The following is a 23,238-nucleotide window of genomic DNA, read 5'->3' as shown; positions in this document are numbered from 1 at the left end:
CTCACGCGGGCGCCGCGACGTCCGGAGGGCGTCCGGGATCGCCGGCCAGCCGCGCCGGCACGTGCCCCGCCTGCACCAGCCACCGCAGGGTGTCGCGGACCGACTCCTCCGCGGGCCGCAGCGCGACACCGAGCTCGCGCACGGTGGCGGAGGAGTCGCACCGGGCGTGCTGGAGGGCGTACCAGGGTCCCTCCAGCGAGCCCGGCACCCGGCGGCGCGCCCCGATCAGCGGCCGGGCGACCGGGAGAGGGAGGACCAGACCCGGGATGCGCCGGCCCGTCGCACGCCGCACCATGCCGACCAGATCGGCGAAGGGCACGTCCTCGGCGACGAGCAGGTAGCGGCGCGGTCCCCGTCGCGGGGTCATCGCCGCGGCGTGCGCGGCGGCGACGTCGCGGACGTCGACGACCGCCATCGGACCCGGCGGCAGCACGGGGAGCCGGCCGTGCAGCATCCGCACCGCCACCCGCGCCGTGTCGCCCAGGTGCGGGTCGTGCGGACCCCAGACGCCGCCGGGGTTCGTGACGACGACGGGGGCGCCCTCCTCCTGCAGCCGCCGGGCCACCCGCTCGGCGGCGGCCTTGGTGGAGCTGTACGGCCCCGCGGGCCGCCCGACCGGCGAATCCGCCGACAGCGGCCGCCCGTCCGGCGGCGGCAGCAGGGCGACGTAGCTGGACACGTGGAGGATCGGGTCGAGGCCGATGTCGTGCGCCGTCCGCAGCACCAGCTCGGTGCCGTGGACGTTGACCTCCGCCATCTCCCGCGCCCGGCGGCTGTCGAGGGCGTACACGTTCGCCGCGTGCAGCACGGCCTCGCAGCCGTCGAGCGCCCGACGCACGGCGGCCGGATCGGTGACGTCACCGCTGACGTGCTCGGGCGGGTCCACGCCGAGGGGGTCCAGCGCCGGCCGGATGCGCCCGGGGTCGCGGACCAGGAGCCGGACGTCGTGCCCGGCGGCGACCAGGGCCCGGACGCTGTGCGCTCCGACGTAGCCCGTCCCCCCGGTGACCAGCACGCGCATGGTTGCCCCCAGCTCCGCATCGAGCACCGGGATGCTGGCGTGGTCCGGAGGGCGCCGTCAACGGGTCACCGCCCGGGACGGGCCCGCCGGTGCGGCCGCCGTGGTCGGGGGCCGTCAGGCACCGTCGGGATAGGGCGGGACGCTGTCGGCCACGACGGCGCCGCGCTGCCCGAGCGGCCGCTCGGGCCCGACGGTCGAGTCGCGGGCGGTCTGCCGCTCGGACTCGGCGTTGAGCACCCCGCCCGCGACGACGAGGAAGACGGTGAGCCACAGCCAGAACATGCTGATCGCCACGCCGGCCAGCGACCCGTAGGTCGCCTCGTAGGTGCCCAGGCTCTGCACGTAGGCGAACAGACCCGCCGAGCTCAGCACCCACAGCACGGTGGCGGTCGCCGCGCCCCAGCTGATCCACCGCCACCGGGCCCGCCTCCGGTCGGGGGCGAAGCGGTACAGCACGGCCAGGACGGCGGCCATGAGCACCGCCAGGGCCGGCCACACCAGCACCTGCGCGGTGGTGCGGACGGCGTCGGAGGTGCCGGCGAGCCCGTCGGAGGCGGCGCCGGCGAGCGCGATCACCCCGCCCAGCAGCAGCGCGCCGCCGAGCACGAACGCCAGGGCCAGCGCGGCGCGGTGCAGGAGACCGCGGGTCTCCCGCTCGTGGTAGGCGACGGTCAGCGCGTCGATCAGGTCGACCGCCGCCATCGTCGCCGTCCACAGCGCGATGACGAGGGCGGCGAGCCCCCGCCAGGTGAGCACCTGGGTGGAGGCGGTGGTGATCGTCACGAGCTGGTCGGCCACGATCGGCTCGAGCTGGTCGGGCAGCATGCCCGCCACGGCCGACAGCTGCTCCAGCGCCTGCTCCGGGTCGTTCACCGTGCCGTAGACCGACAGCGCCGTCACCAGCACGGGTGCCACGGAGAGGACGGCGAAGAAGGCGACCGCCGCGCACAGCTGCGGCAGCCGGTCGGCCCAGATCCGCTGCCAGGTGCGCCGCAGGACCTCGGCCCAGGCAGGTGCGGGCATCCGCCCCGGCGCGGTGGCGTCGCTGGCCCCGGCGCCCTCCGACATCGCTCCTCCTCCCGCCGCCGCGGGGCGACTCCCGGACCCTCGCCCGGTGGTCAGCCGGCGTGGTCCTCCGCCAGGTGTGCGGCCAGCGCGTCGGCGCCGAAGTCGGCCTGCGGATCCCGCCACACCGAGTGCGCGTGGTTGCCGCCGTTCTGGGTGTTGTCCCACTCGACCAGCAGCCGCGGCCCGTGCAGTCGGTAGTAGTGCGGCCGCCCGGGCTCGGTGGAGCCGGCCCAGGCGACGTGCACGGTGTCGAGGTCCACCGGAGGCACCAGCCCGTCGGGCACCCGGCCGGTGTAGGCGCCCAGCAGGTGCCCGAGCAGCTGGCGCTGTTCGGCGTCCAGCTCCCGCGCCGGCAGGCCCCGCGGCCGCGCGGAGAGGGCCAGCCGCTCCTCGCCGTCCGACGCCGGGAGCACCTCGTGCCCGGCCGGCAGGCGCGGCCGGTCGCGGCTGACGATGTCGGACGGCGCCCGGTCCAGCAGCACCGCGCGCGCGGCCAGGTCGGGGGGGAGCGAGCGCACCAGTTGCCGCGCGAGGTCCTCCGTCGCCCCGAGCGGCCGCAGCGACGCGCCGCCCAGCAGCGCGGTGGCCGCCGGGTTGGCGCCGACGAAGCACGGGGTGACGGCCTCGACCCGGCCACCGACGACGAGGTTGTTCAGCGAGACGTGGTGACCGCCCAGCCGCCAACCCCAGGGCGCGTCGGTCCCGGGCTCGCCGAAGACGCGCAGGTAGTAGCGCGCGGGGTCGCGGTAGCGCTCGAAGCGGCCGCGTTCCCGGAACCCCTCGGCCCCGTCGAGCACGGTCTCCAGCCCCATCACCGTGCAGACGGTCGCGTAGCCGGCCGCGGACAGCCCCGTGGCCACCAGCCGCATCGCCAGGGACTGCTGGGCGGGCCGCTGCCGTCCCAGGGTCAGACCACCGTGGTCGACCGGTGTGTAGTTCCAGCGCCGGCGCTCGACCTCGGCGTCGGGACCATCCCGCGGGCCGGGCCGCCGGGCGTCGGACCGCTGCTCGGCGTCCAGCGAGTCCAGCCATGCGGTGGCCGCCGCCGCCATCGCGTCGGCGACGATCCGTTGCGTCGCACGCCCGTCCGGCGGGGAATCCTCCATGGCGCAGGACCGTACGGCGGCCCGACCGCGACCGCGATGGCCCGGGCCGCCGGGCGGCTCCGGTTCCCTTACCACCGGCTGCAGGAGTCGGCAACCTGCTGGTACCCGATGGCGTGATATGCGCGATACCTGGAGTCGCCAGGTCAGCGGGCCTCCCATCGTCGCTCACCTGCAGGTACGGTCCCCGCCGGTTCTCATCCGACATGACGGGGCGGAGTTGGCATGCGGAAAAGCGTTCGGCTGTGGGCTGTCGCGGCGGCGACGGCGGCGATCACCGGTCTGGCGGCACCGGCGCAGGCGGCCTCGACCGTCGTGGCGCTGTGGAACATGGACGCGGTGCCGAAGATGGCCGACAGCGCCGGCGGCGACAACAACGGGAAGACGACGAACGTCAGGCTCTCCGGCGGTGCCTACGACTTCGGCGGCAGGGGCGCGTACGCGACCGTGCCGGACAAGGCGAACCTCGACCCCGGGACCGCCCCGATCACGCTGAGCGCGAGGGTCAAGTTCGACCGCGTGCCCCGCGTGGGCCAGACCTTCGACATCGTCCGCAAGGGCGTGACCAACACGAGCGGCGGCTACTACAAGATGGAGATCACCCGGTCGTCGTCCGGGCGCGCCGTCGTCGCCTGCCGCTTCCGCGACCGAGAGGGGCGGACCGGCGACGTGTACGGCAGCGCCGACCTGGCGGGCAGGGGCTTCCAGGAAGTCAGCTGCCGGAAGACCGCCAAGGGGGTCACGGTGAGCGCCGCGGGCAAGTCGACGTCGGTGTCCCTGGCGCTCGGATCGATCAAGAACTCCTCGCCGGTGTACATCGGCAGCAAGGGCGACGGCACCGACTGGTACCCGGGCCTCCTCGACTTCGTGCGGGTCGACATCGGCTGACCCGCTCCGCGCCCGGCCCGGCGGCGGACCCGCCCGGCCACCCACCCCGTCCGGGTGGGTCGCGGGGCGCACCGCCCGGTGGCGGGGAGCGGTCGGCGGGTGTGCGATGGACAGCCCGGGCCGGCACCGCCTCAGGAGGCACCCATGCCGCGTCGAAGGACTGCGCTGCCGGCCGTCGTCGGCCTGACCGCGGGCCTGCTCGCCGCCGCGGGCCCCGCCTCCCCGGCGGGCGCGGAGCCGCTGCCGGAGAAGGTGCCGCTGGCGGTGGGCACCGGGGGCGCGGTCGCCACCGTCGACCCCGACGCGACGCGGGTGGGCCTGGAGGTGCTCGCGGCCGGCGGCAACGCCGCCGACGCCGCGGTGGCCGCGGCCGCGGCTCTGGGCGTGACCGAGCCGTACTCCGCCGGTGTCGGCGGAGGCGGCTTCTTCGTGCACTTCGACGCCGCGACCGGCGAGGTGAGCACGATCGAAGGCCGGGAGACCGCGCCGCTGGCGATGGGCGCCGACGCCTTCCTCGACGCCGAGGGCAACCCGCTCGACTTCGACGAGGCGGTCCAGAGCGGCCTGTCGGTGGGCACACCCGGCACGCCGCTGACCTGGGTGCGCGCCCTGGAGGAGTTCGGCACCCTCTCGCTCGCCGAGGCGTTGGCGGGCGGCATCCGGCTGGCCGAGGAGGGGTTCGTCGTCGACGAGACCTTCCGGGAGCAGACCGCCGAGAACGAGGAGAAGTTCCGCCGCTTCGCCCCGACCGCCGAGCTGTTCCTCCCGGGCGGCGCACTGCCCGAGGTCGGCTCGGTGTTCCGCAACCCCGATCTGGCACGCACCTACGGGACGCTGGCCGCCGAGGGGGTCGGGTCGTTCTACACCGGCGAGCTGGCCGAGGCGATCGTGGCGACCGTCCAGGACCCGCCGGAGGCCGCCGGCGCGGAGGAGGTGCGACCGGGCCTGCTCGAGGAGGGCGACCTCGCCCGCTACGACGCCCCGCTGCGCGCCCCGACGCGGGTCGACTACCGCGGGCTGCAGGTCTACGGCATGGCTCCGCCGTCCAGCGGCGGGTCGACCGTGGGCGAGGGGTTGAACGTCCTCGAGCAGTTCCCGCTGGGATCGGTCTCCGAGGTGTCGGCGCTGCACCACTTCCTGGAGGCGAGCGCGGTGGCCTTCGCCGACCGCAACCGGTACGTGGGCGATCCCGCCTACGCACCGGTGCCGCTGGGCGAGCTGCTGTCCGACGGCTTCGCCACGGAGCGGGCCTGCGCGATCGACCCGGGGAAGGCGGCGACGAAGCCGGTGGACGCCGGGGTACCGGACGGGGAGTACGGGCCGTGCCCGGGTGCGGCGGCGGCCTCCGCGGACGGCGGCGCCGAAGGGCCGTCCACGACGCACCTCACCGTCGGCGACGCCGACGGCAACATCGCCAGCTACACGCTGACGATCGAGCAGACCGGGGGCAGCGGCATCACCGTCCCGGACGCCGGCTTCATCCTCAACAACGAGCTGACCGATTTCACCTTCGCGGCGGCGGACCCGGCGGCACCCGAGCCCAACCTGCCCGCCCCGGGCAAGCGGCCGCGCAGCAGCATGTCGCCGACCATCGTGCTGGACGACGGCGAGCCGCTGCTGGCCGTCGGCTCACCCGGCGGCAGCACGATCATCACCACCGTCCTGCAGACGCTGGTCGGCCGCATCGACCGCGACCTCGACCTGGTCGAGGCGATCGCCGCACCGCGGGCCACCCAGCGCAACACCGAGACGGTGAACGCCGAGCCGGCCTTCCTCGCGGCCTACGGCGCCGAGCTCGCCGTGCTGGGCCACGTGTTCACCGAGACGGCCGAGATCGGCGCCGCCACCGGCATCGAGTACCTGCCGGACGGGCTGCTGCTCGCCGCCGCGGAGCCCGAGCGCCGGGGCGGCGGCAGCGCCGGCGTGGTGGAGGAGGTCGGCGGTGCCGCGGCGGACGCCGCCGGGCTCGCACCCGACATCGGCGACGCGGGCTGACCGGCCGGCCCGCGCCGGCGCCCCCAGGCCGCACCGGCGCTGCCCGCCCCGCCCCGGCCGGCGTCCCGAGGCCGTGGCTACAGCCAGCCGCGCCGGGCGCCGAGCTGCCGGACGGCGGCGTCGAGCTGCGCCGCGACCGCGCGGACGTCGGTGTCGCGGTGGCTCAACCGCAGCCGCCCGAACGCGTCGCGGCCCTCGGTGAGCAGCCCGCCGCGGCGGTCGACCTCGAGCACGACCTCGACGCCCTGGGGATCGGCGAGGAACGTCACCTCGAGCTCGTTGACCCGCCCGCGCAGCGAGTGCGGCGGAGCAAACTCCACCTCCTGGTAGAAGGGCAGGTCGCTGCCGTGCAGCCGGCCCTTCTCCACGTCGGCGCCCCGGAACGCGAAGCCGAGGGAGTCGAGGGCGACCAGCACGCTCCGCTGCACCGGCAGCGGCAGCACGGTGACCGGGTCGAGGTCGGTGGCGTCCAGCGAGCCGGGGATGTCGATCCGGGTCACCAGGCCGATCCGCATGCCGCGCAGGTGCCACCCGTCGATCGCGGTGATCGGGCACTGCCACGGGACGGCGAAGCGGAACGGGACGGCGTGCCGCGCGCCGGGCTCGATCCGCCCGCTGCCGGCGACGGCGGTGGTGCCGAAGCTGACGTCCTCCCGCCAGGAGTGGTCACCGCTCTCCACCTCGACGGTGGCCTCCAGGGCGACGCGGATCTCGTTGACCTCCTGCGGCACCGAGCCGCCGGTGACGTGCACGGTGCCGGTCACGGTGCCGCCGGGCGTGGTGTCCGGCGAGTCGAGGACGGCGTCGACGCCGGCGCCGCCCGAGCCCAGGCGCGCCATGAGGTTGCGGAAGGCCATCGTGCTCCCATCGGGGTCGGGGTGCCCACCCTGCCACCGGCGGCCGCGGCGGCGCGAGGACCGACGGCGCCGCGACCGCGCACCCCGCCCGCGCCGGCGACCGTGCGCCGCGCTCGCGCCGGCGACCGAGGTTCACCGACCGGCTCCGGGGCGGTAACAATCCGGCATGACCGTCAGCTACTTCGCCCTGTACCGGACCCCCGACGACCCGGCCGAGTTCGAACGCCACTACTTCGGCACGCACGTGCCGCTGATCGAGAAGACGCCGGGGCTGGTCGAGAACCGGGTGCACCGGGTGACCCGCCAGTACGTCGGTCACCCGGCCTACCACCTGCTCGCGGAGCTGGTCTTCGAGTCCACCGACGCGATGAAGCAGGCGTTCCGCTCGCCGGAGTGGGCCGCCGCCGGCGAGGATCTGCAGTCCTGGGGCGGCGCGGACCTGGTCACCATGTTCGCCGCCGAACCGCACCAGCGGGGCGTTCCGGCGGGGAGCTGACGGCGCGCCACGGCACGGAGGAGCCGCTCGTGAGCACGGGAGGAGAGCCGTCCCGGCCGGCCGAGGCCGGCGCGGAGGTGGTCGCAACCGGCTGCGCCGTCGTCGGGGGCGGCCCGGCCGGCATGGTGCTGGGCCTGCTGCTGGCCCGGGCGGGCGTCGACGTCGTCGTCCTGGAGAAGCACGCGGACTTCTTCCGCGACTTCCGCGGCGACACCGTGCACCCGTCCACCCTGCGGATGCTCGACGAGCTCGGCCTCGCCGAGGCCTTCCTGGGGCTGCCGCACCAGGAGGTCGAGCGGATCGGGGTGACGACCGACGAAGGCACGTTCGCCGTCGCCGACTTCAGCCGGCTGCCCGGCAGGTACCGGTTCCTGACCCTGGTGCCGCAGTGGGACTTCCTCGACTTCCTCGCCCGGGAGGCCGCGCGGTACCCGGGATTCCGGCTCGTCATGGGCGCCGAGGCGGTGGACCTCCTCCGGCGGGACGGCACGGTCACCGGCGTCCGGTACGTCACGGCCGACGGCCGGACCGGGCGGGTCGAGGCGCCGCTGACCGTGGCCACCGACGGGCGGCACTCGACGCTGCGGGAGCGGGCCGGCCTGGCCGTGCGCGCCTTCGGCGCGCCGATGGACGTGCTCTGGTTCCGGCTGCGGAAGTCGCCGGACGCCGCCGGGCCGCCGTTCGGCGGCGCCGGGCGGCTCAGCCGCGGACGGCTGCTCGTCCTCATCGACCGGGGCGACTACGTGCAGACCGCCTACCTGGTGCCCAAGGGCGGCTTCGGTGCGCTGCAGGAGCGCGGCATCGAGGCGTTCCGCGCCGACCTGGGCCGACTGCTGCCCGGCCGGGAGGAGTCCATCGCCGAGGTCCGGTCCTGGGACGACGTGAAGGTGCTGTCGGTGCGGGTCGACCGGCTGCGCCGGTGGTGGCTGCCCGGGCTGCTGCTCATCGGCGACGCCGCGCACGCGATGTCGCCGATCGGCGGGGTCGGCATCAACCTCGCCGTCCAGGACGCCGCCGCGGCCGCCCGGATCCTCGCGCCGTCGCTGCGCACCGGCCGGGTGCCCGACGGCGCGCTGGCCCGGGTGCAGCGCCGCCGGACGGTGCCCACCGTGGTCACCCAGGCCGTGCAGCGGCTCATCCAGCAGCGGTTCCTCGCCCGGGTGCTCGCCGGGGACGAGCCCATCGGCACCCCCGGGCTGCTGAAGGTGCTGCAGCGCCGTCCCGCCCTGCAGGGCGTGCCGGCCCGGGTCATCGGCCTCGGCGTCCTGCCCGAGCACGTCCCGCCCGGCGGGTGAGCAGGCCGACGCCGGGTAGTCCGCGCGCGTGGACGCGCGCACGCTGCTGCTCGGCGACTGGACGCCGGTGGTCCGCGACGGCATCGACGTCCTGCGGCTGCTGCTGCTCGGCGGTGCGGTCGCGTACGCGGTGGCCGGCCGGACGTCGGCGGCGGCGCTGCTGGCCCTGCTCGGTGCGGTCACCCTCGCCGCGCGGCTGCTGAACCTGCCGCGCGTCTACGACCTGTCGCTGACGCTGGCCATGGTGCTGCAGGGCTTCGGCGAGACCTTCGGCCTGTACGACCAGTTCGTCCGCTTCGACGACCTGGTGCACGTCACCCTCCCGATGCTCACCGCGCCGGTCGTCTACATCGCCCTCGCCCGGGCGGAGGTCGTGCCCGACCCCCGCGACGAGACCCACCTGCCGCACTACGTCGGCATCGCGGTCGTCACCGCGGCCCTGGGCATCTCGATCGGCGCCCTGTGGGAGGTGTACGAGTGGCGCTCCGACGCCTGGTTCGGCACCGAGCTGTCCGAGGACAACGACGACACCAACGGTGACCTGGTGCGCGACACGCTCGGCTCGCTGGTCGGGGCGGCGCTGCTGGTCGCCTGGGCCCGCTTCGGCTGGGGCTCGGTGCGCCGGATCCCCGGCGTGAACACCCGCGAGGACGTCAGCGCGTGAGCCGCGCACCCGCCGCGCGCTGCCCCGCCGTGCCGTGGCCCGCCGTGCGCGCGAGCCGCCGGGCCTCGCGCAGCGGCTCCGGCGTGCGCGCGCCCGAGCTCGTCGCGAGCACGACGGCGGCCGCGACCCCGGCGGTCGTCCGCCAGGCGGCGGAGGCGACCACCGGGCGGACGCCGGTCGCCGTCCGCACCCAGCGGGCGACGTCGGCGCCGTCGAGCAACAGGGGAGCGGTGCTGCCCCGGCCCGGGCCGGGCTGGGGCCCGCGGGCCGCCAGCGGGCGGTCGGTGACGCCGACGGTGGGGACGTCGAGCACCGCGCCGAGCTGCAGCGCCAGACCGGCCCGCCGGGGGTGGTCGCGGCCCGCCGCCGCGACGAGCAGCACGTCGGGACGCCGTCCGAGGCCGCGCACCGCGACGGCGAGCAGCGGGCCTTCGCGCACGCCCTGCAGCCCGGCGACGTAGGGCGCGGGGGCGACGGCCTCCTCGACCCGGGTCGCCAGGACCTCCGATCCCCGCAGCAGGACCGCGGCCGCCCGCACCGGGTCCCGGCCCTCGTGGTCGGCCGGGCCGGCGGTGAGCGCGACCCCGGCCACGGTCCACGGCGGCGGGCCGGGCTGCCAGGTCGGCGGGGCGAGGGCGGCCAGCCGCCGCTGTTCGGCCCGGGCGGCCGCGGGGTCGGCCGACCAGAGCGCGCCGGCTCCGCGGGGGTGCGCCTCCGGGGTCACCGGGCAGGGCTCACCCGGCGCCGGTGCGGAGCCTCGCGGCCGGCCTCACCGCGGCTCGCGCCCCATCGAGAAGAACTCGGCGTTCGGCCGGATCGCGGCGAAGTGCGCCAGCCGGTTCGACAGCGCGAACAGCGAGGTGATGGCGCCGACGTCCCAGACGTCGTCCTCGGTGAGGCCGTGCCCGGTCAGCCGGGCGAGGTCGTCCGCGGTGACCGCGGCCGGGTCGGTGGCCAGCCGGGTGGCCACCTCCAGGACGGCGTGCATCCGCGGGCTCAGCGGCGCCTTCCGCCAGTCGACGGCCACCTCGTCGGCGAGGTGGGGGTCGCGGGTGCGGATGCGGGCGACCGCCCCGTGCGCGACGACGCAGTACAGGCAGCCGTTCGCCCCGCTGGTCGCCACGACGACCAGCTCCCGGTCGCCCTTCGACAGGCCGGGGGTGTCCTTGTCCATCAGCGCGTCGTGCAGGGCGAAGAAGGCGCGGGCCTCGTCGGGGCGCCACGCCAGGGCGGCGAAGATGTTGGGCAGGAAGCCGGCCCGCTCCTCGACCGCGTCGTACCGCTCGGCCAGGTCGGCGGGCAGCGACGCCCGGGGCGCCACGGGGAACCGGCTGATGGGGGTGCCTGGGGTCACCCCCGGAGTCTGCCCGACGCGCCGGTCCGCGGTCCCCGGCTCTCGGCGCCGGGGCCGGCGCTAGCGGCTCGGCCCCCCGCCGGCCGCGGCCGGCCGGCTCAGCACGGCCCGCGCCGGTGCGCCGTCGGCGCCCGGGATGCGCAGGGGCAGGCACGTGAGCTGCCACCGGCCCGGCTCGGCGGCGCGGAGGTCGAGCGTCTCCAGGACGACCACCCCGGCGTCGAGCAGGACCTCGTGCGTGGGCGCCGGCTCGCGGTAGGAGGCGACGGACAGGTAGTCGATCCCGACGAGCCGGACGCCGCGGCGGACCAGCGCCGCGGCCGCGTCGGGGGTGAGGGACACGTAGTCCTCGACGAACGCCGGCTCGTCCCACAGCGCCGAGTTCGTCGTCCGGAACAGCACCCGGGTCGCGTCGTCCGGGACGTCGATGCCTTCCAAGGCCGCGGCGTCGATGTCCCCGCGCACCCCGGTCGCGTCGGCCACCCACGCCGGTCCGACGAGCGCGTCGAGGGGGACGGCGTCGACGCCCTCCCGTCCGTCGAGGAAGTGCACCGGGGCGTCGACGTGCGTCCCGCAGTGCAGCGAGCAGGTCATCGACGACACGTTCGCCAGGTCGCCGAGGGACCGCCGCTGGTCGCGCCGGACGACGAGGTCGGTGTCGCCGGGGTAGAGCGGCACCCGCCCCGGGACGAGCGGCACCGTCACGTCGACGTACTCGGTCACGTCCCCGCGCTACCCGCCCGGCGGTCGGGTCAGACGGCCGGACGGCACCGGGATCCGGACCCAGGTGGCCCGGCCCGACCAAACCGTTATCCCCAACAGTGGCGTCACATCTGCGGAAGGCCGGCATGCGAACGGCCCTCCGCTGGTTGAGCACGCGACGAGATCCGGCGTCCGTCGGTGACGCCGCACCGATCACCCTGGAGGACGATCCCATGCATCTCGGCGTCGACAGCTTCGTCGCGGCGGTGACCGACCCGTCGACCGGGCGCGTCGTCGGGCCCGAGGAACGGATGGCGCACCTGCTCGACGAGATAGCCCTCGCCGACCAGGTCGGGTTGTACTCGTTCGGCATCGGCGAGCACCACCGCGAGGAGTACTACGACTCCGCGCCGCCGGTGATCCTCGGCGCCGCGGCCGCCCGCAGCTCCCGGATCCGGCTCGGCAGCGCGGTGACGGTGCTCAGCGCCGCCGACCCGGTCCGGGTCTTCCAGCAGATCGCGACGCTCGACCTGATCGCGAAGGGGCGCATCGACCTGGTCGTCGGGCGCGGCTCGTTCATCGAGGCCTTCCCGCTGTTCGGCCTCGACCTGGAGGACTACGACGCGCTGTTCGCCGAGAAGCTCGACCTGCTGCTGCGCATCCGGGAGACGCCGCACGTCACCTGGTCGGGCCGCCACCGGCCGCCGCTCACCGGGCAGGGGGTGTACCCGCGGCCGCTGCAGGACCCGCTGCCGGTCTGGGTCGGCGTCGGCGGCACCCCGGAGTCGTTCGTCCGCGCCGGGCTGCTCGGGCTGCCGCTGATGGTGGCGATCATCGGCGGCGAGCCGCGGCGGTTCGCGCCACTGGTCGAGCTGTACCGGCGGGCGGGGGCGCAGGCCGGGCACGCGCCCGACAGGCTGCAGGTCGGGCTGCACGTCTTCGGCTTCGTCGCGGAGAGCACGCAGGCCGCGGCCGACACCATCTACCCGGGCTGGCACGAGATGTTCGCCAAGATCTCGCGCGAGCGGGGCTTCGCGCCGCCGACGCGGGCCCAGTTCGACGCGACCAGCGGTCCGGACGGCGCGTTCTTCATGGGTGACCCGGAGACCGTGGCGGCCAAGCTGGTCCGGGTCTCCGAGCAGCTGGGAGGTGTCGACCGGGTCGCGCTGCAGATGACCAACCCGCGGCTGGCGCACGCCGACCTGCTGCGCGGCATCGAGCTGCTCGGCACGGAGGTGGCGCCGAAGGTCGCCGGCGCCTGATCCGCGGGCCCACAGCGGACGCACAGGGCGGTCCCAGCCGGCGCCCCGCATCGCAGGCCACCCTCGGTCGTGCACCCCACGACGCGACGGAGGACCCATGACGCACCACCGGCCCGGCCGGCTCTCCTACGAGGGCCGGCTCCTTCCGCGGCCCGCCGAGGAGGTGGTCGACCAGGGTCTGGCCTTCGACGTCGGCACCCTGGTCAGCCGCCGCCGCGTGCTGCAGGTCCTCGGCCTGGGCGCCGCGACGGTCGGGCTCGCCGCCTGCGGGAGCAGCACCACCGGCTCGTCGGGCACCGGTTCCTCGTCGGCGTCCGGGACGACGGCGGCCGCGGCGTCCGGCGAGATCCCGGACGAGACCGCGGGTCCGTACCCGGGTGACGGGTCCAACGGCCCCGACGCCCTCGAGCAGAGCGGCATCGTCCGCAGCGACATCCGCTCCGGCTTCGGCGGGTCGAGCGGAACCGCGGAGGGCGTGCCGATGACCCTGGAGCTGACCGTCGCCGACCTCGCGAACGGCGGGGTCCCGTTCGCCGGCGTGGCCGTGTACGTGTGGCACTGCGACCGCGACGGCGGCTACTCGATGTACTCCGACGGCCTCACCGACCAGAACTACCTGCGCGGCGTGCAGATCGCCGACGCCGACGGCCGGGTGCGCTTCACCAGCATCGTGCCGGGCTGCTACGACGGGCGGTGGCCGCACGTCCACTTCGAGGTCTATCCCGACGAGGGCAGCATCACCGACGCGGCCAACGCCATCGCGACCTCGCAGGTCGCCTTTCCCCAGGACATGTGCGACGCGGTCTACGCGGCCAGCGGCTACGAGTCGTCGGTGACCAACCTCGGCCGGGTGAGCCTGGCCGGCGACAACGTGTTCGGCGACGACGGCGGCGCCGGCCAGCTCGCCACCGTGACCGGCGACGTCACCGGTGGCTACACCGTCTCCCTCGCCGTGGGTGTCGACACGACGACCACCCCGACGGGGGGCGGGACAGCGGGCGGCCGCCCCGGCGGCGGCCCGCCGCCCGGGCGCCCGGGGGGCTGACCACCGCCGCGGTAGGGGGACCGCCGGTACCTGCACCGGCCCCGCCGTCCGCGTAGTCGTGCGGCGGTCGGGCTGGCAGGCTCCCGGCATGCAGCAGGCCTTCGGCATGGCGGTCCCCGAGACGGTCGCGGAGATGTGCCGTCCCACCGCGAGCGCGGTGCTGGTCTACGACGCGCAGGTGGGCATCCTCGCCCACGTGCACGAACTCGACCGGCTGGTCGAGCGGACGGCGGCGGTGCTGGCGGCCGCCCGCGCGGCCACCGTGCCGGTGCTGTACGTCCGCCACGTGTCGCTGCCGCCGACCCACCTGGGCGTGGCCGCGCTGCGCACGGCCATGGCCTGGCAGCGCACCGACCGCGCCGACCAGGTCCGGGTGGCGTTCCCGCCGGACGCCGTGCACACCCGCATCGTCGACGAGCTGGCCCCGGTCGCCGGCGAGCCGGTGTTCGACAAGCTCGGCATGTCGGCGCTCGTCGGCACCCCGGTCGAGGCGGTCCTGCGCGACCGCGGGGTGACGACGCTCGTCCTGGTCGGCGCCGTGCTGGAGATCGGCATCGAGCCGACGGCCCGGCACGCGGCCGACCTGGGGTTCCTGCCGGTCGTCGTCGACGACGCGTGCGGCGTGGTCGACGAGGAGGCCGCACGCCGGTCGCTGGCGAGCCTGGACCACAGCCTGCTGACCTACCGCTGCTCCGCCGACGACGTGGTCGCCGCCTTCCGCGGCTCGTGACGACCGCCGGGGTCAGCCGCCGGGGAGCAGGGCGCGGACGGCGTCGATGGTGTCGGCCTCGGCCGGGGTCTTGTCCGGGCGGTAACGGACGACGCGGGCGAAGCGGAGGGCGACGCCGCCGGGGTAGCGGGGGCTGCGCTGGGCGCCGTCCAGGGCGACCTCGACGACCAGCTCAGGGCGCAGCAGCACGCCCCAGCCCGCCGTCTCGCGGGCGTGCCCGGGGAAGGTGCGGGTCTGCCAGTCGAGCAGCTCATCGGTCATCCCCTTGAACGTCTTGCCGACCATGATCGGCTCGCCGCCGTCGGGGTCGCGGGCGCCGAGGTGGATGTTCGACAGCTTCCCGGTGCGGCGGCCGTAGCCCCACTCCGCGCCGAGGACGACGAGGTCGAGCGTGTGCACCGGCTTGACCTTCTGCCACGCCCGGCCCCGGCGGCCGGCCGCGTAGGGCGCGTCGAGGGCCTTGACGACGACGCCCTCGTGCCCGGCGGCGAGCGCGTCGTCGAGCACGCCGGCCGCCTGGTCGGCGGCGGGGGAGCGGACCCCGGGCATGCGCAGCGCGGCGTGCGCGTCGTCGGCCAGCAGGCCGGCCAGCGCGTCGAGGCGCACCCGCAGCGGTTCGTCGACCAGGTCGCGTCCGTCGAGGTGCAGCACGTCGAACAAGAACGGGCTGAGCAGCACGCCGGGGTCGGGGGTGTCGCTGCCGAAGCGGCTCATCGTGTCCTGGAACGAGCGCGGCCGGCCGTCGGGGTCGAGGGCGAGCGTCTCGCCGTCGAGGACGGCGGTGCGGCAGGGCAGCGCCCGGATGCGCGCCACGACCTCCGGCACGCCGCCGGTGACCTCCCGCAGGCTGCGGGTCCACACCCGGACGTCGTCGCCGTCGCGGTGCACCTGGATCCGGGCGCCGTCCAGCTTGAACTCGACCGTCACGTCGGCGCCCAGGTCGGCGAGCGCGGCGTCCAGCGAGGAGCCCGGGCTGGCCAGCATCGGCCGCACCGGACGGCCGACCGCCAGGTGCACCGCGGCCAGGCCCGCCGTGCCCGCGGTGAGGGCCGTGGCCGCCGTCTCCGGCAGGCTGCCCGACAGCATGAACGCCCGCCGGACACCCTCCGCCGCGACGCCGGCGGCGGTGGCGACGGCGTCGAGCACGACGCCCTCCAGCGCGCCCTGGCGGAGCTCACCGGTGAGCAGCCGGACGACGAAGCGCTGCTCGTCGTCCGTCGCCGCGCCGAGCAGCCCCCGCAGGACGGCGTCCCGGCGGGCCGCGGAACCGGCGCCGTCGATGGTGGTCAGCTCGTCGAGCGCCGCGTCGACGCCGGCGACGGTCAGCGACGCCGCCGGCGCCGGGTCGGGTGCCGCACCGGCCAGGGTCCGCCAGCCGACGCCGAGCCGGCCCTGCAGCGGTTCTCCGGCCAGCCACGCGGTGACCTGACGCACCTCGTCGCCGTCCGCCCCCCGCAGCAGGTCTGCGATCGCCCGTGCCTTCTGCGTGCGTGAGCGCGTGGCCGCGACGGCGGCCGACGCGGCGACGACCTCGGCGAACAGCACGGCGGCATCGTCGCAGGTCGGCGCCGCGGGATCAGCGGCCCACCCCGCCCATCAGGCGGCGCGCTGCCACCGGGCCCGCCCCCACACGGCGACGACCCCGAGCGGGACGGCCACCAGGGTGGCGCTCGCGAAGATCGTCCCGAAGCGCCCGGCGTCGGCCAGGTCGGCGACGGCCACCGCGGCGAGCGCGCTGCCGCAGAAGAGCGCCCCGGCGAACAGCGAGACCACGGTGGCCCGGGCGGCCGGCAGCACCTCGGTGGCCCACGCCTGCAGCGACGAGTGCATGAAGGTCCACGCGAGGCCCAGCAGCAGCGTCACGGCGACCGCCGCGGCCGCGGTCCGCGACAGGGAGAACAGCAGGCAGGCGGCGACGGCCGCCGTCGCGCCGACGGCGATGAGCCGCGAGGGGTGCACGTGCCGCGATAGCCTCCCGGCCGGACCCGCGAAGACGAGGACGAAGACGCCGTACAGGGCCGTGACGCCGCCGGCGAGGGCGGGCGGGGCCCCGGCCGCCTCGACCGCGGACGGCAGCAGCGTGAGAACGCCGACCAGCACCCCGCCCTCGACGAAGGCCAGTCCCAGCAGGAACACGGCCGCCCGGGAACGGGCGACGGCCAGCAGCGGGACGACCGGGTGCCCACCGGTCCGGGTCGTCGGTGGTTCGGGCAGCGACCGCAGCGGAACGGCCAGCGCCAGCGCGGCGAGGCCGGTGACCACGAAGACCAGCCGCCAGCTGAGCAGCTGCGCGACCACCCCGGCTCCCACCGAGGCCAGCGCCGTGCCGCACGCGACCCCCACCATGAGGCGGGTCAGTTCCCGTTGGCGGCGCGCCGGGGGCACCGTGTCGCCGACGTAGATGATCCCGGCCGGGTACGCGGCGCCGAAGAAGGCGCCGCCGACGCCGCGGGCCAGGCCGAGGACGAGCGGGTTCCAGGCCGCCGCGGCGGCCAGCGCGGCGGCGCCGGCGACCAGCAGCGCGAGCCGCATGGTGCGCACCCGCCCCAGCGCGTTCCACACCAGCCCCCAGACCGGCTGGCTGAGCCCGTACGCCAGGAAGTACGCGCCCGCCGCCTGGACGACGCTCGCCAGCGGGACCCCCAGGTCGGTCGCGATGGCGATGAGCATCGGAGGCATCGCGAAGCGGTCGAGGATGCTGACGAACGCGTTCAGCTGCAGCAGCCGGATGGGAGGCCAGCGTCCGGACCGGGCCCCCCGCACGCGGGCGACCGTACCGGCGTGCCGCCCGTGCTTAGCTGGCGGCCGGTTCAGGCTCCGCACGAAGGGACCCCGATGTCGCTGCTCTCCGACCTCGCCGAGGCGCTGACCACCGGAGGCGTGGAGGTCGTCGACCTCACCGCCCCGCTGTCGGCCGAGACCCCGGTCATCCAGCTGCCGCCGCCGTTCGCGCAGACGGCCCGGTTCGAGCTGGAGGAGCTCAGCCGCTACGACGACCGGGGCCCGGCCTGGTACTGGAACAACTTCCGGACCGGCGAGCACACCGGCACGCACTTCGACGCGCCGAACCACTGGGTCACCGGCCGGGACGGCGACGACGTCGCCTCGGTGCCCGCGCGGCGGCTCGTCGCCCCGGCCGCCGTCCTGGACTTCTCCGCCGAGACCGCCGAGGACCCCGACTTCCTGCTCGAGGTGGAGCACGTCGAGCAGTGGCAGGCGGCGCACGGCCCGCTGCCGGACGGCGGCTGGCTGCTCTACCGCACCGGCTGGGACGCCCGCTCGTCCTCCCAGCAGGACTTCCTCAACGCCGACGACACCGGCCCGCACACCCCGGGGGTGTCCCCGTCGTGCGCGCGGTGGCTGGCCGAGGAGTCGCCGGTCATCGGGCTGGGCGTGGAGACGGTCGGCACCGACGCCGGCGCCGCGCACTCCTTCGAGCCGCCGTTCCCGTGCCACGCGGCGCTCATGGGCAGCGGCAAGTACGGGCTGACCCAGCTGCAGAACCTGGCCCGGCTGCCGGCGACCGGGGCGCTGCTGGTCGTGGCGCCGCTGCCGATCGTGTCCGGCTCCGGGTCGCCGTCGCGGGTGCTCGCCCTCGTCGAGCGCGGATGAACGCCGCGCGGGCGGTCGGGGAGACCCTCGTCCGGCGCGGCGTCGGCACCGTCTTCGGCGTCGTCGGCTCGGGCAACTTCCACGTCACCAACGCGATGGTCGCGGCGGGCGCCCGCTACGTCGCCGCCCGTCACGAGGGCGGCGCGGCCACGATGGCCGACGCGTTCGCCCGCACCAGCGGCGACGTCGCGGCGTTGAGCGTGCACCAGGGCTGCGGGTTCACCAACGCGCTGACCGGGATCACCGAGGCGGCCAAGAGCCGCACGCCGCTGGTGGTGCTGGCGGCGGAGGCGACCTCGCCGCGGTCGAACTTCTTCGTCGACCAGGCGGCGCTGGCGCGCGCGGTCGGGGCGGTGCCGCTGCGGGTCGCGTCGGCGGACGACGCGGTCGCCCGGGCCGCCGCGGCGGTCGACACCGCGCGGGACGAGCGGCGGGTCGTCGTCCTGAACCTGCCGCTGGACGTGCAGGGCCGCGACGCGCCGTCCGCCGAGCCGCCGCCCCCAGCGGCGCGGCGCGAGCCGGCGCCGGACCCGGCCGACCTGGGCGCCCTCGTCGCGGCCCTCCGGGCGGCCCGCCGCCCGGTCTTCGTGGCGGGCCGCGGCTCCCGCGGGCCCGGCTGCCGCGCGGCGCTGGAGGAGCTGGCCGACCGCTGCGGCGCGCTGCTGGCCACCTCCGCGGTGGCCAAGGGGTTGTTCCGCGGCAGCCCGTGGGACCTGGACGTGTCCGGCGGGTTCGCCACGCCGCTGGCCGCCGAGCTGATCGGCGCGGCCGACCTGGTCGTGGGCTGGGGCTGCGCGCTGGGCATGTGGACGATGCGGCACGGGCGGCTGGTCGCCGACGACGCCGTCGTCGTCCAGGTCGACGTCGAGCCGGCGGCGCTGGGCGCGCAGCGCGAGATCGCCCTCGGCGTCGAGGGCGACGTGCGGGCGGTGGCGCGGGCGGCGGCCGCGGCCTTCGGGGAGCCGGCGACCGGCTACCGGACGCCGGAGGTGCGCGCCGCGCTCGCCACGCGGGGGCGGTGGCGCGACGAGCCGTTCCCCGACGCCGGGGGAGCGGGGCGGGTCGACCCGCGTGGTCTGACCGCCGCGCTGGACGACCTGCTGCCCGCCGAGCGCGTGGTGGCCGTCGACTCGGGCAACTTCATGGGCTACCCGAGCATGTTCCTCGACGTGCCCGACGAGCACGGCTTCTGCTTCACCCAGGCCTTCCAGTCGGTGGGGCTGGGCCTGGCCACGGCGATCGGCGCGGCGCTGGCCCGGCCCGACCGGCTGCCGGTGGCCGCCCTCGGCGACGGCGGCGCGCTGATGGGCGCCTCGGAGCTGGAGACCGTCGTCCGGCTGCGGCTGCCCATGGTGGTCGTCGTCTACGACGACGCCGGTTACGGCGCCGAGGTGCACCACTTCGGCCCGGACGGCCACCCGCTCGACACCGTGCGCTTCCCGGAGACGGACTTCGCCGCGATCGCCCGGGGCCACGGCTTCGCGGCGGTCACCGTCCGCGACGGGCGCGACCTCGACGGGGTGGCCACGTGGCTGGCCGGTCCCCGCTCGGCGCCGCTGCTGGTCGACGCGAAGGTGGCCCGCGACGAGCCGTCGTGGTGGCTGGAGGAGGCCTTCCGGGGCCACTGACCGTGACGCCCGGTCCGCCGACCCCCGGCCCGCGCGGCCGACCGGGTCAGCCGCCGGTCAGGTGGGCCTGCTTGGGCGCCAGGCCGCGCAGCGCCTCGGCCGCCACCCGGTCCCGCCCGGCGCCGGCGGCCGCGGTGACCGCGGCGCCGACGAGCCCCTCCACCAGCGGCGCGGGGGAGAGGACCACCCGCTCGCGGACGGCGTCGTCGAGCAGCTCCAGCGCTGTCTCCGCCGACAGCACCGCGCTGCCGAGGTCCATGAGGACGACGACGCCGTCCCCGCTGTCGGCCGCCGTGATGGCGTCGGCGATCGCCGTGGCGTCGGTGCCCAGCCCGCCGTCGACGTCACCGGCGGCGACCTCGACGGCGAGTTCGCGGCCGGGCAGCATGCCCCGGGCGAGGTGGACGGCGGCGTCGGCGAGCGGGCGGCTGTGCGACACGACCACCAGCCCGACGGGCACGGCTCAGCCCCGGCCGGTCAGCGCGGTCGCGGCAGCTTGGAGCATCAGCGCCGCCGACGTGGCACCGGGGTCCTGGTGTCCGGCGCTGCGCTCGCCGAGGTAGCTGGCCCGGCCCTTGCGGGCGACCATCGGCACGGTCGCGTCCCGGCCGCCCGCGGCCGCCTCCGCGGCGGCCCGCAGCGCCTCGTCGAGCGGCCGGCCGTCGGCGAGCGCCTCGTCGAGCGCGTCGCAGGCCGGCGCCAGCGCGTCGAGCATCGTCTTGTCACCCGGTCCGGCCTTGCCGCGGGCCGCGACGCCGTCGAGCCCGGCCCGCAGCGCGGCGGCCAGGGCGGCGCCGTCACCGCCGCCGAGGGTCCCCGAGGCGCGCAGGAAGAAGGTCCCGTACAGCGGACCGCTCGCGCCGCCGACCGTGCGGATCAGCGTCGTGGCGACCGTCTTCAGGACGGCGGCGGGATCGGCCGCCGGGTCGGCGTCGAGCGCGGACACCACCGCGGTCAGGCCGCGGTCGAGGTTGGCGCCGTGGTCGGCGTCGCCGATCGCCGCGTCGAGCTCGGTGAGCACGTCGCGCTGCTCGCGCACGAGCCGGGCGAACTCCTGCACCCAGGCGGTCAGGCCGGCGGCGTCGACCGCGTCGGCCACGGTCAGGCGCCCCAGCGCAGGGCGGGGGTGCGCACCGGGGCGTCCCAGAGCCGCAGCAGCTCGTCGTCGGCCCGGACGAGGGTCACCGAGCAGCCGGCCATGTCGAGGCTGGTCATGTAGGAGCCGACGAGGTTGCGGGCGATGCCGATGCCGGCCTTGTCCAGGACGGCGGCCACTTCGGCGTACATGAGGTAGAGCTCGAGCAGCGGGGTGCCGCCCATGCCGTTGACGAAGGCGATGACCCCGTCGCCGCCGGTGAAGTCGAGGTCGGCGAGCACCGGTTCGACCAGCATCTCGGCGATCTCCCGGGCCGGGGCCAGCGGCACGCGGCGCCGGCCGGGCTCGCCGTGGATGCCGATGCCGACCTCCATCTCGTCGTCGGGCAGGTCGAACGTCGGCCGGCCGGCGGCGGGCACCGTGCAGGAGGTCAGCGCGAGGCCCATGCTGCGCCCGTTGCCGTTGACCCGGCGGGCGATCTCGGCGACCTCGGCCAGCGGCCTGCCCTCCTCGGCCGCGGCGCCGGCGAGCTTCTCCACGAGGACGGTGACGCCGACACCGCGCCGGCCGGCGGTGTACAGGCTGTCCTGGACGGCGACGTCGTCGTCGGTGACGACGGCGACCACCTCGGTGTCGGACTCCGCGGCCACCAGCTCGGCGGCCATCTCGAAGTTCATGACATCGCCGGTGTAGTTCTTCACGACGTGCAGCACCCCGGCGCCGCCGTCGACGCCCCGGGTCGCGGCCACCACCTGGTCGGGGACCGGCGAGGTGAACACCTCGCCCGCGCAGGCCGCGTCGAGCATGCCCCGCCCGACGAACCCCGCGTGCATCGGCTCGTGCCCGGAGCCGCCGCCGGAGACCAGGCCCACCTTGCCCCGCACCGGGGCCTCGGCGCGGAACACCACCCGGTCGGCGTGGGCGACGCGCAGCTCCCGGTGGGCCGCGGCCAGCCCGCGCAGCGCGTCGGCGACGACGTCGGCGGGATCGTTGACGAGCTTCTTCATCGCGAGCCTCAGGCGTTCCCGTGCGCGGGGCGGGGGGACGGCAGGAGGCTATGGGCGGCCACCGCGGCGCACAAGCGGCCCCCGGCTGCCAGGACGTGCGGGCGGGTGCGGTCGGGGCGCCGGCCGCGTCGCACCGGTGGGATGGGCGGGGCCGGTCGCGGGTGGCCGCCCGCTCAGGCGGTGGCCAGGATGAGCTGCAGCGCCTCCTCGAGGTACTGGTCGCTCAACTCCTCGACCCGGTCCATCCGGTCCTCGGCGACGGCCTCGTTGACGGCGTGCACGTAGTGCTCGTGGAGCTCGATCATCAGCGTGTCCATGGGTTCCTCCTTTCTCCCTCTCCAGTCTCCCGCCGACGCCGGCACCGGGTCGGCAACCCGAGTGGTGTCTTGGTCACAGGGCGGTGGTCCTGGTCACGGGGGCGTGCGGTCGCCCCCGGCGGAGGGTCGGCCGGGGCGATCGGGAGCGCGGCCCGATCTCGGCCGGGGCTCTACGTCCTCGACGGCCGCTGACCGCATCCCCGCTGCGCGAGGCGTCCGTGGCCGAGTCGTGACCCGGGACCGGAACCCGGCCCGCCGACCAGGCGTTTCCCAGCACACGCCGTCGGACGGAGGCCCCCGTGCCCGCTCGCCGCTCCCTTCCGCCGTTGCTGGCCGCGGTCACCGTCGTGGGTGCGGTCCTGGTCTACACGCTCGCCGACGCGCCGGGACCGGTGCGCGCGGCGCCCGCCGAGCCCGCGGCCGCCGCGAGCGTGCAGGTCGAGGGCGTCGGCACGGCCACGGGCACGCCGGACCTCCTCCGGGTCACCCTCGGCGTCGAGACGACGGCCGGCACCGTCGACGAGGCACTCGCGACGGCGGACGACGCCGCCCGCCGCCTGCTGGAGGCGCTGCGGACGGAGGACGTGCCCGACCGCGACGTCCGCACGGTGAACGTCTCCGTCCACCCCACCTACGGGGGCGACGGGCAGAGCGTCACCGGGTACACCGCGCGGCACGACCTCGACGTCACGCTGCGCGACCTGAGCGGGGCCGGCGGGACGATCACCGCGGTGGTGGAGGCCGGGGGCGACGCCGCCCGCGTGCACGGCCTCACCTACGCGCTCGAGGATTCCGCGGCTCTTCGGGAGCAGGCGCGGGCGGAGGCGTTCGCGGCCGCCCGGCGGACGGCCGAGCAGTACGCGGCCCTGGCCGGCCGGGAGCTCGGTGACGTCCTGGAGGTGCGCGAGCGGCGCTCGCCGTCCGGCCCCGAGCCCCTGCCCGCCGGGGACGCCGCCGGCGGCGAGGCGCTGCCGCTCGCCCCCGGGTCGGCGACGGTGACGGTGACCGCCGAGGTGCGCTGGTCGCTGCGCTGACCACGAGCAGGCCGGCCCGTCGGTACGCCTGGCGGTCGGCCGGGTAGTCCAGGGGGTCCGGCGG

At 76.4% G+C, this 23,238-nt stretch carries 24 protein-coding genes; 11 read left to right on the top strand and 13 right to left on the bottom strand.

The window, feature by feature from the left end; all coding sequences use genetic code 11:
- Window position 1: 1 nt before the first annotated feature.
- The 3 genes from OF117_RS08255 to OF117_RS08245 all read right to left on the bottom strand — a co-directional run bounded on the left by OF117_RS08255 (window position 2) and on the right by OF117_RS08245 (window position 3,195).
- Window positions 2-1,048 (bottom strand): NAD-dependent epimerase/dehydratase family protein, encoded by a 1,047-nt coding sequence (locus tag OF117_RS08255; protein ID WP_263552342.1) that lies wholly within the window; start codon window positions 1,046-1,048, stop codon window positions 2-4.
- Window positions 1,049-1,135: 87 nt separating this feature from the next.
- Complete coding sequence (locus OF117_RS08250) at window positions 1,136-2,089, bottom strand: YihY/virulence factor BrkB family protein (protein WP_263552341.1); 954 nt, start codon at window positions 2,087-2,089, stop codon at window positions 1,136-1,138.
- Window positions 2,090-2,139: 50 nt separating this feature from the next.
- Window positions 2,140-3,195: a DUF3500 domain-containing protein gene (locus OF117_RS08245; RefSeq protein WP_263552340.1), complete on the bottom strand. Its 1,056-nt coding sequence runs from the start codon at window positions 3,193-3,195 to the stop codon at window positions 2,140-2,142.
- Window positions 3,196-3,417: 222 nt separating this feature from the next.
- On the opposite strand from OF117_RS08245, the gene OF117_RS08240 reads away from it, so the two are divergent.
- Both OF117_RS08240 and ggt read left to right on the top strand, forming a co-directional pair.
- Window positions 3,418-4,080 carry a LamG domain-containing protein gene (locus OF117_RS08240; RefSeq protein WP_263552339.1) on the top strand — a complete coding sequence of 221 codons (663 nt, stop codon included), beginning with the start codon at window positions 3,418-3,420 and terminating at the stop codon, window positions 4,078-4,080.
- Between the two features lie 144 nt (window positions 4,081-4,224).
- A complete protein-coding gene (gene ggt, locus OF117_RS08235; RefSeq protein WP_263552338.1) occupies window positions 4,225-6,075 on the top strand; it encodes a gamma-glutamyltransferase in 1,851 nt (616 codons plus the stop codon).
- A gap of 77 nt (window positions 6,076-6,152) precedes the next feature.
- Here the strand turns inward: ggt and OF117_RS08230 are convergent, their stop codons facing one another.
- Entirely contained in the window at window positions 6,153-6,932 is a 780-nt protein-coding gene (locus OF117_RS08230; RefSeq protein ID WP_263552337.1) for a sporulation protein, read from the bottom strand.
- 166 nt (window positions 6,933-7,098) lie between these two features.
- Here OF117_RS08230 and OF117_RS08225 point away from each other — a divergent pair, with 166 nt between their 5' ends.
- Genes OF117_RS08225 through OF117_RS08215 form a run of 3 tightly spaced genes read left to right on the top strand, consistent with a single transcriptional unit; the run spans window position 7,099 to window position 9,387 of the window.
- A complete protein-coding gene (locus tag OF117_RS08225) occupies window positions 7,099-7,428 on the top strand; it encodes an EthD family reductase (RefSeq protein ID WP_263552336.1) in 330 nt (109 codons plus the stop codon).
- A 29-nt stretch (window positions 7,429-7,457) separates the two neighbouring features.
- Window positions 7,458-8,723, top strand: coding sequence for an FAD-dependent oxidoreductase (locus OF117_RS08220; RefSeq protein ID WP_263552335.1), 1,266 nt, complete (start codon window positions 7,458-7,460; stop codon window positions 8,721-8,723).
- Window positions 8,724-8,751: 28 nt separating this feature from the next.
- Entirely contained in the window at window positions 8,752-9,387 is a 636-nt protein-coding gene (locus OF117_RS08215) for a hypothetical protein (RefSeq protein WP_263552334.1), read from the top strand.
- On the opposite strand, the gene OF117_RS08210 is transcribed toward OF117_RS08215, so the two are convergent.
- The 3 genes from OF117_RS08210 to OF117_RS08200 are packed head-to-tail and all read right to left on the bottom strand — an operon-like array spanning window position 9,377 to window position 11,464.
- The gene (locus OF117_RS08210) at window positions 9,377-10,111 is read right to left on the bottom strand and encodes an endonuclease V (RefSeq protein WP_263552333.1); all 735 of its coding nucleotides are present in this window, start codon (window positions 10,109-10,111) and stop codon (window positions 9,377-9,379) included. The genes OF117_RS08215 and OF117_RS08210 overlap by 11 nt on opposite strands.
- 45 nt (window positions 10,112-10,156) lie before the next feature.
- Window positions 10,157-10,741: a peroxidase-related enzyme gene (locus tag OF117_RS08205; protein ID WP_263552332.1), complete on the bottom strand. Its 585-nt coding sequence runs from the start codon at window positions 10,739-10,741 to the stop codon at window positions 10,157-10,159.
- Window positions 10,742-10,801: 60 nt separating this feature from the next.
- Complete coding sequence (locus tag OF117_RS08200; RefSeq protein WP_263552331.1) at window positions 10,802-11,464, bottom strand: cyclase family protein; 663 nt, start codon at window positions 11,462-11,464, stop codon at window positions 10,802-10,804.
- Window positions 11,465-11,676: 212 nt separating this feature from the next.
- Between OF117_RS08200 and OF117_RS08195 the strand changes: the two genes are divergently transcribed.
- The 3 genes from OF117_RS08195 to OF117_RS08185 all read left to right on the top strand — a co-directional run bounded on the left by OF117_RS08195 (window position 11,677) and on the right by OF117_RS08185 (window position 14,480).
- Window positions 11,677-12,705: an LLM class flavin-dependent oxidoreductase gene (locus OF117_RS08195; RefSeq protein ID WP_263552330.1), complete on the top strand. Its 1,029-nt coding sequence runs from the start codon at window positions 11,677-11,679 to the stop codon at window positions 12,703-12,705.
- A 97-nt stretch (window positions 12,706-12,802) separates the two neighbouring features.
- On the top strand, window positions 12,803-13,750 hold the full coding sequence (locus OF117_RS08190; RefSeq protein ID WP_263552329.1) for an intradiol ring-cleavage dioxygenase: 948 nt from the start codon (window positions 12,803-12,805) through the stop codon (window positions 13,748-13,750).
- 88 nt (window positions 13,751-13,838) lie between these two features.
- On the top strand, window positions 13,839-14,480 hold the full coding sequence (locus tag OF117_RS08185; protein WP_263552328.1) for a cysteine hydrolase: 642 nt from the start codon (window positions 13,839-13,841) through the stop codon (window positions 14,478-14,480).
- A gap of 12 nt (window positions 14,481-14,492) precedes the next feature.
- On the opposite strand, the gene OF117_RS08180 is transcribed toward OF117_RS08185, so the two are convergent.
- Both OF117_RS08180 and OF117_RS08175 read right to left on the bottom strand, forming a co-directional pair.
- Entirely contained in the window at window positions 14,493-16,025 is a 1,533-nt protein-coding gene (locus tag OF117_RS08180) for an ATP-dependent DNA ligase (RefSeq protein WP_263552327.1), read from the bottom strand.
- Between the two features lie 51 nt (window positions 16,026-16,076).
- Window positions 16,077-17,243 carry an MFS transporter gene (locus OF117_RS08175; RefSeq protein ID WP_263552326.1) on the bottom strand — a complete coding sequence of 389 codons (1,167 nt, stop codon included), beginning with the start codon at window positions 17,241-17,243 and terminating at the stop codon, window positions 16,077-16,079.
- A 72-nt stretch (window positions 17,244-17,315) separates the two neighbouring features.
- Between OF117_RS08175 and OF117_RS08170 the strand changes: the two genes are divergently transcribed.
- Both OF117_RS08170 and OF117_RS08165 read left to right on the top strand, forming a co-directional pair.
- On the top strand, window positions 17,316-18,092 hold the full coding sequence (locus tag OF117_RS08170; protein ID WP_263552325.1) for a cyclase family protein: 777 nt from the start codon (window positions 17,316-17,318) through the stop codon (window positions 18,090-18,092).
- Entirely contained in the window at window positions 18,089-19,720 is a 1,632-nt protein-coding gene (locus tag OF117_RS08165) for a thiamine pyrophosphate-binding protein (RefSeq protein WP_263552324.1), read from the top strand. The genes OF117_RS08170 and OF117_RS08165 overlap by 4 nt, the downstream gene beginning before the upstream one ends.
- 46 nt (window positions 19,721-19,766) lie before the next feature.
- Here OF117_RS08165 and dhaM read toward each other — a convergent pair whose 3' ends face one another.
- The 4 genes from dhaM to OF117_RS08145 form a co-directional block, all read right to left on the bottom strand.
- A complete protein-coding gene (gene dhaM, locus OF117_RS08160) occupies window positions 19,767-20,180 on the bottom strand; it encodes a dihydroxyacetone kinase phosphoryl donor subunit DhaM (protein WP_263552323.1) in 414 nt (137 codons plus the stop codon).
- A 3-nt stretch (window positions 20,181-20,183) separates the two neighbouring features.
- Complete coding sequence (gene dhaL, locus OF117_RS08155) at window positions 20,184-20,819, bottom strand: dihydroxyacetone kinase subunit DhaL (protein WP_263552322.1); 636 nt, start codon at window positions 20,817-20,819, stop codon at window positions 20,184-20,186.
- A 2-nt stretch (window positions 20,820-20,821) separates the two neighbouring features.
- Window positions 20,822-21,823 carry a dihydroxyacetone kinase subunit DhaK gene (dhaK, locus tag OF117_RS08150; RefSeq protein WP_263552321.1) on the bottom strand — a complete coding sequence of 334 codons (1,002 nt, stop codon included), beginning with the start codon at window positions 21,821-21,823 and terminating at the stop codon, window positions 20,822-20,824.
- A 173-nt stretch (window positions 21,824-21,996) separates the two neighbouring features.
- The gene (locus OF117_RS08145; protein ID WP_263552320.1) at window positions 21,997-22,140 is read right to left on the bottom strand and encodes a hypothetical protein; all 144 of its coding nucleotides are present in this window, start codon (window positions 22,138-22,140) and stop codon (window positions 21,997-21,999) included.
- Window positions 22,141-22,439: 299 nt separating this feature from the next.
- Here OF117_RS08145 and OF117_RS08140 point away from each other — a divergent pair, with 299 nt between their 5' ends.
- Window positions 22,440-23,174 carry an SIMPL domain-containing protein gene (locus OF117_RS08140; RefSeq protein WP_263552319.1) on the top strand — a complete coding sequence of 245 codons (735 nt, stop codon included), beginning with the start codon at window positions 22,440-22,442 and terminating at the stop codon, window positions 23,172-23,174.
- Window positions 23,175-23,238: the final 64 nt, after the last annotated feature.

The sequence above is a fragment of the Geodermatophilus sp. YIM 151500 genome (assembly GCF_025716945.1).
Classification (GTDB): Bacteria; Actinomycetota; Actinomycetes; order Mycobacteriales; family Geodermatophilaceae; genus YIM-151500.
Note: the sequence above shows the minus strand (reverse complement) of the source record. Positions and strands in the feature narration are given on the sequence as shown.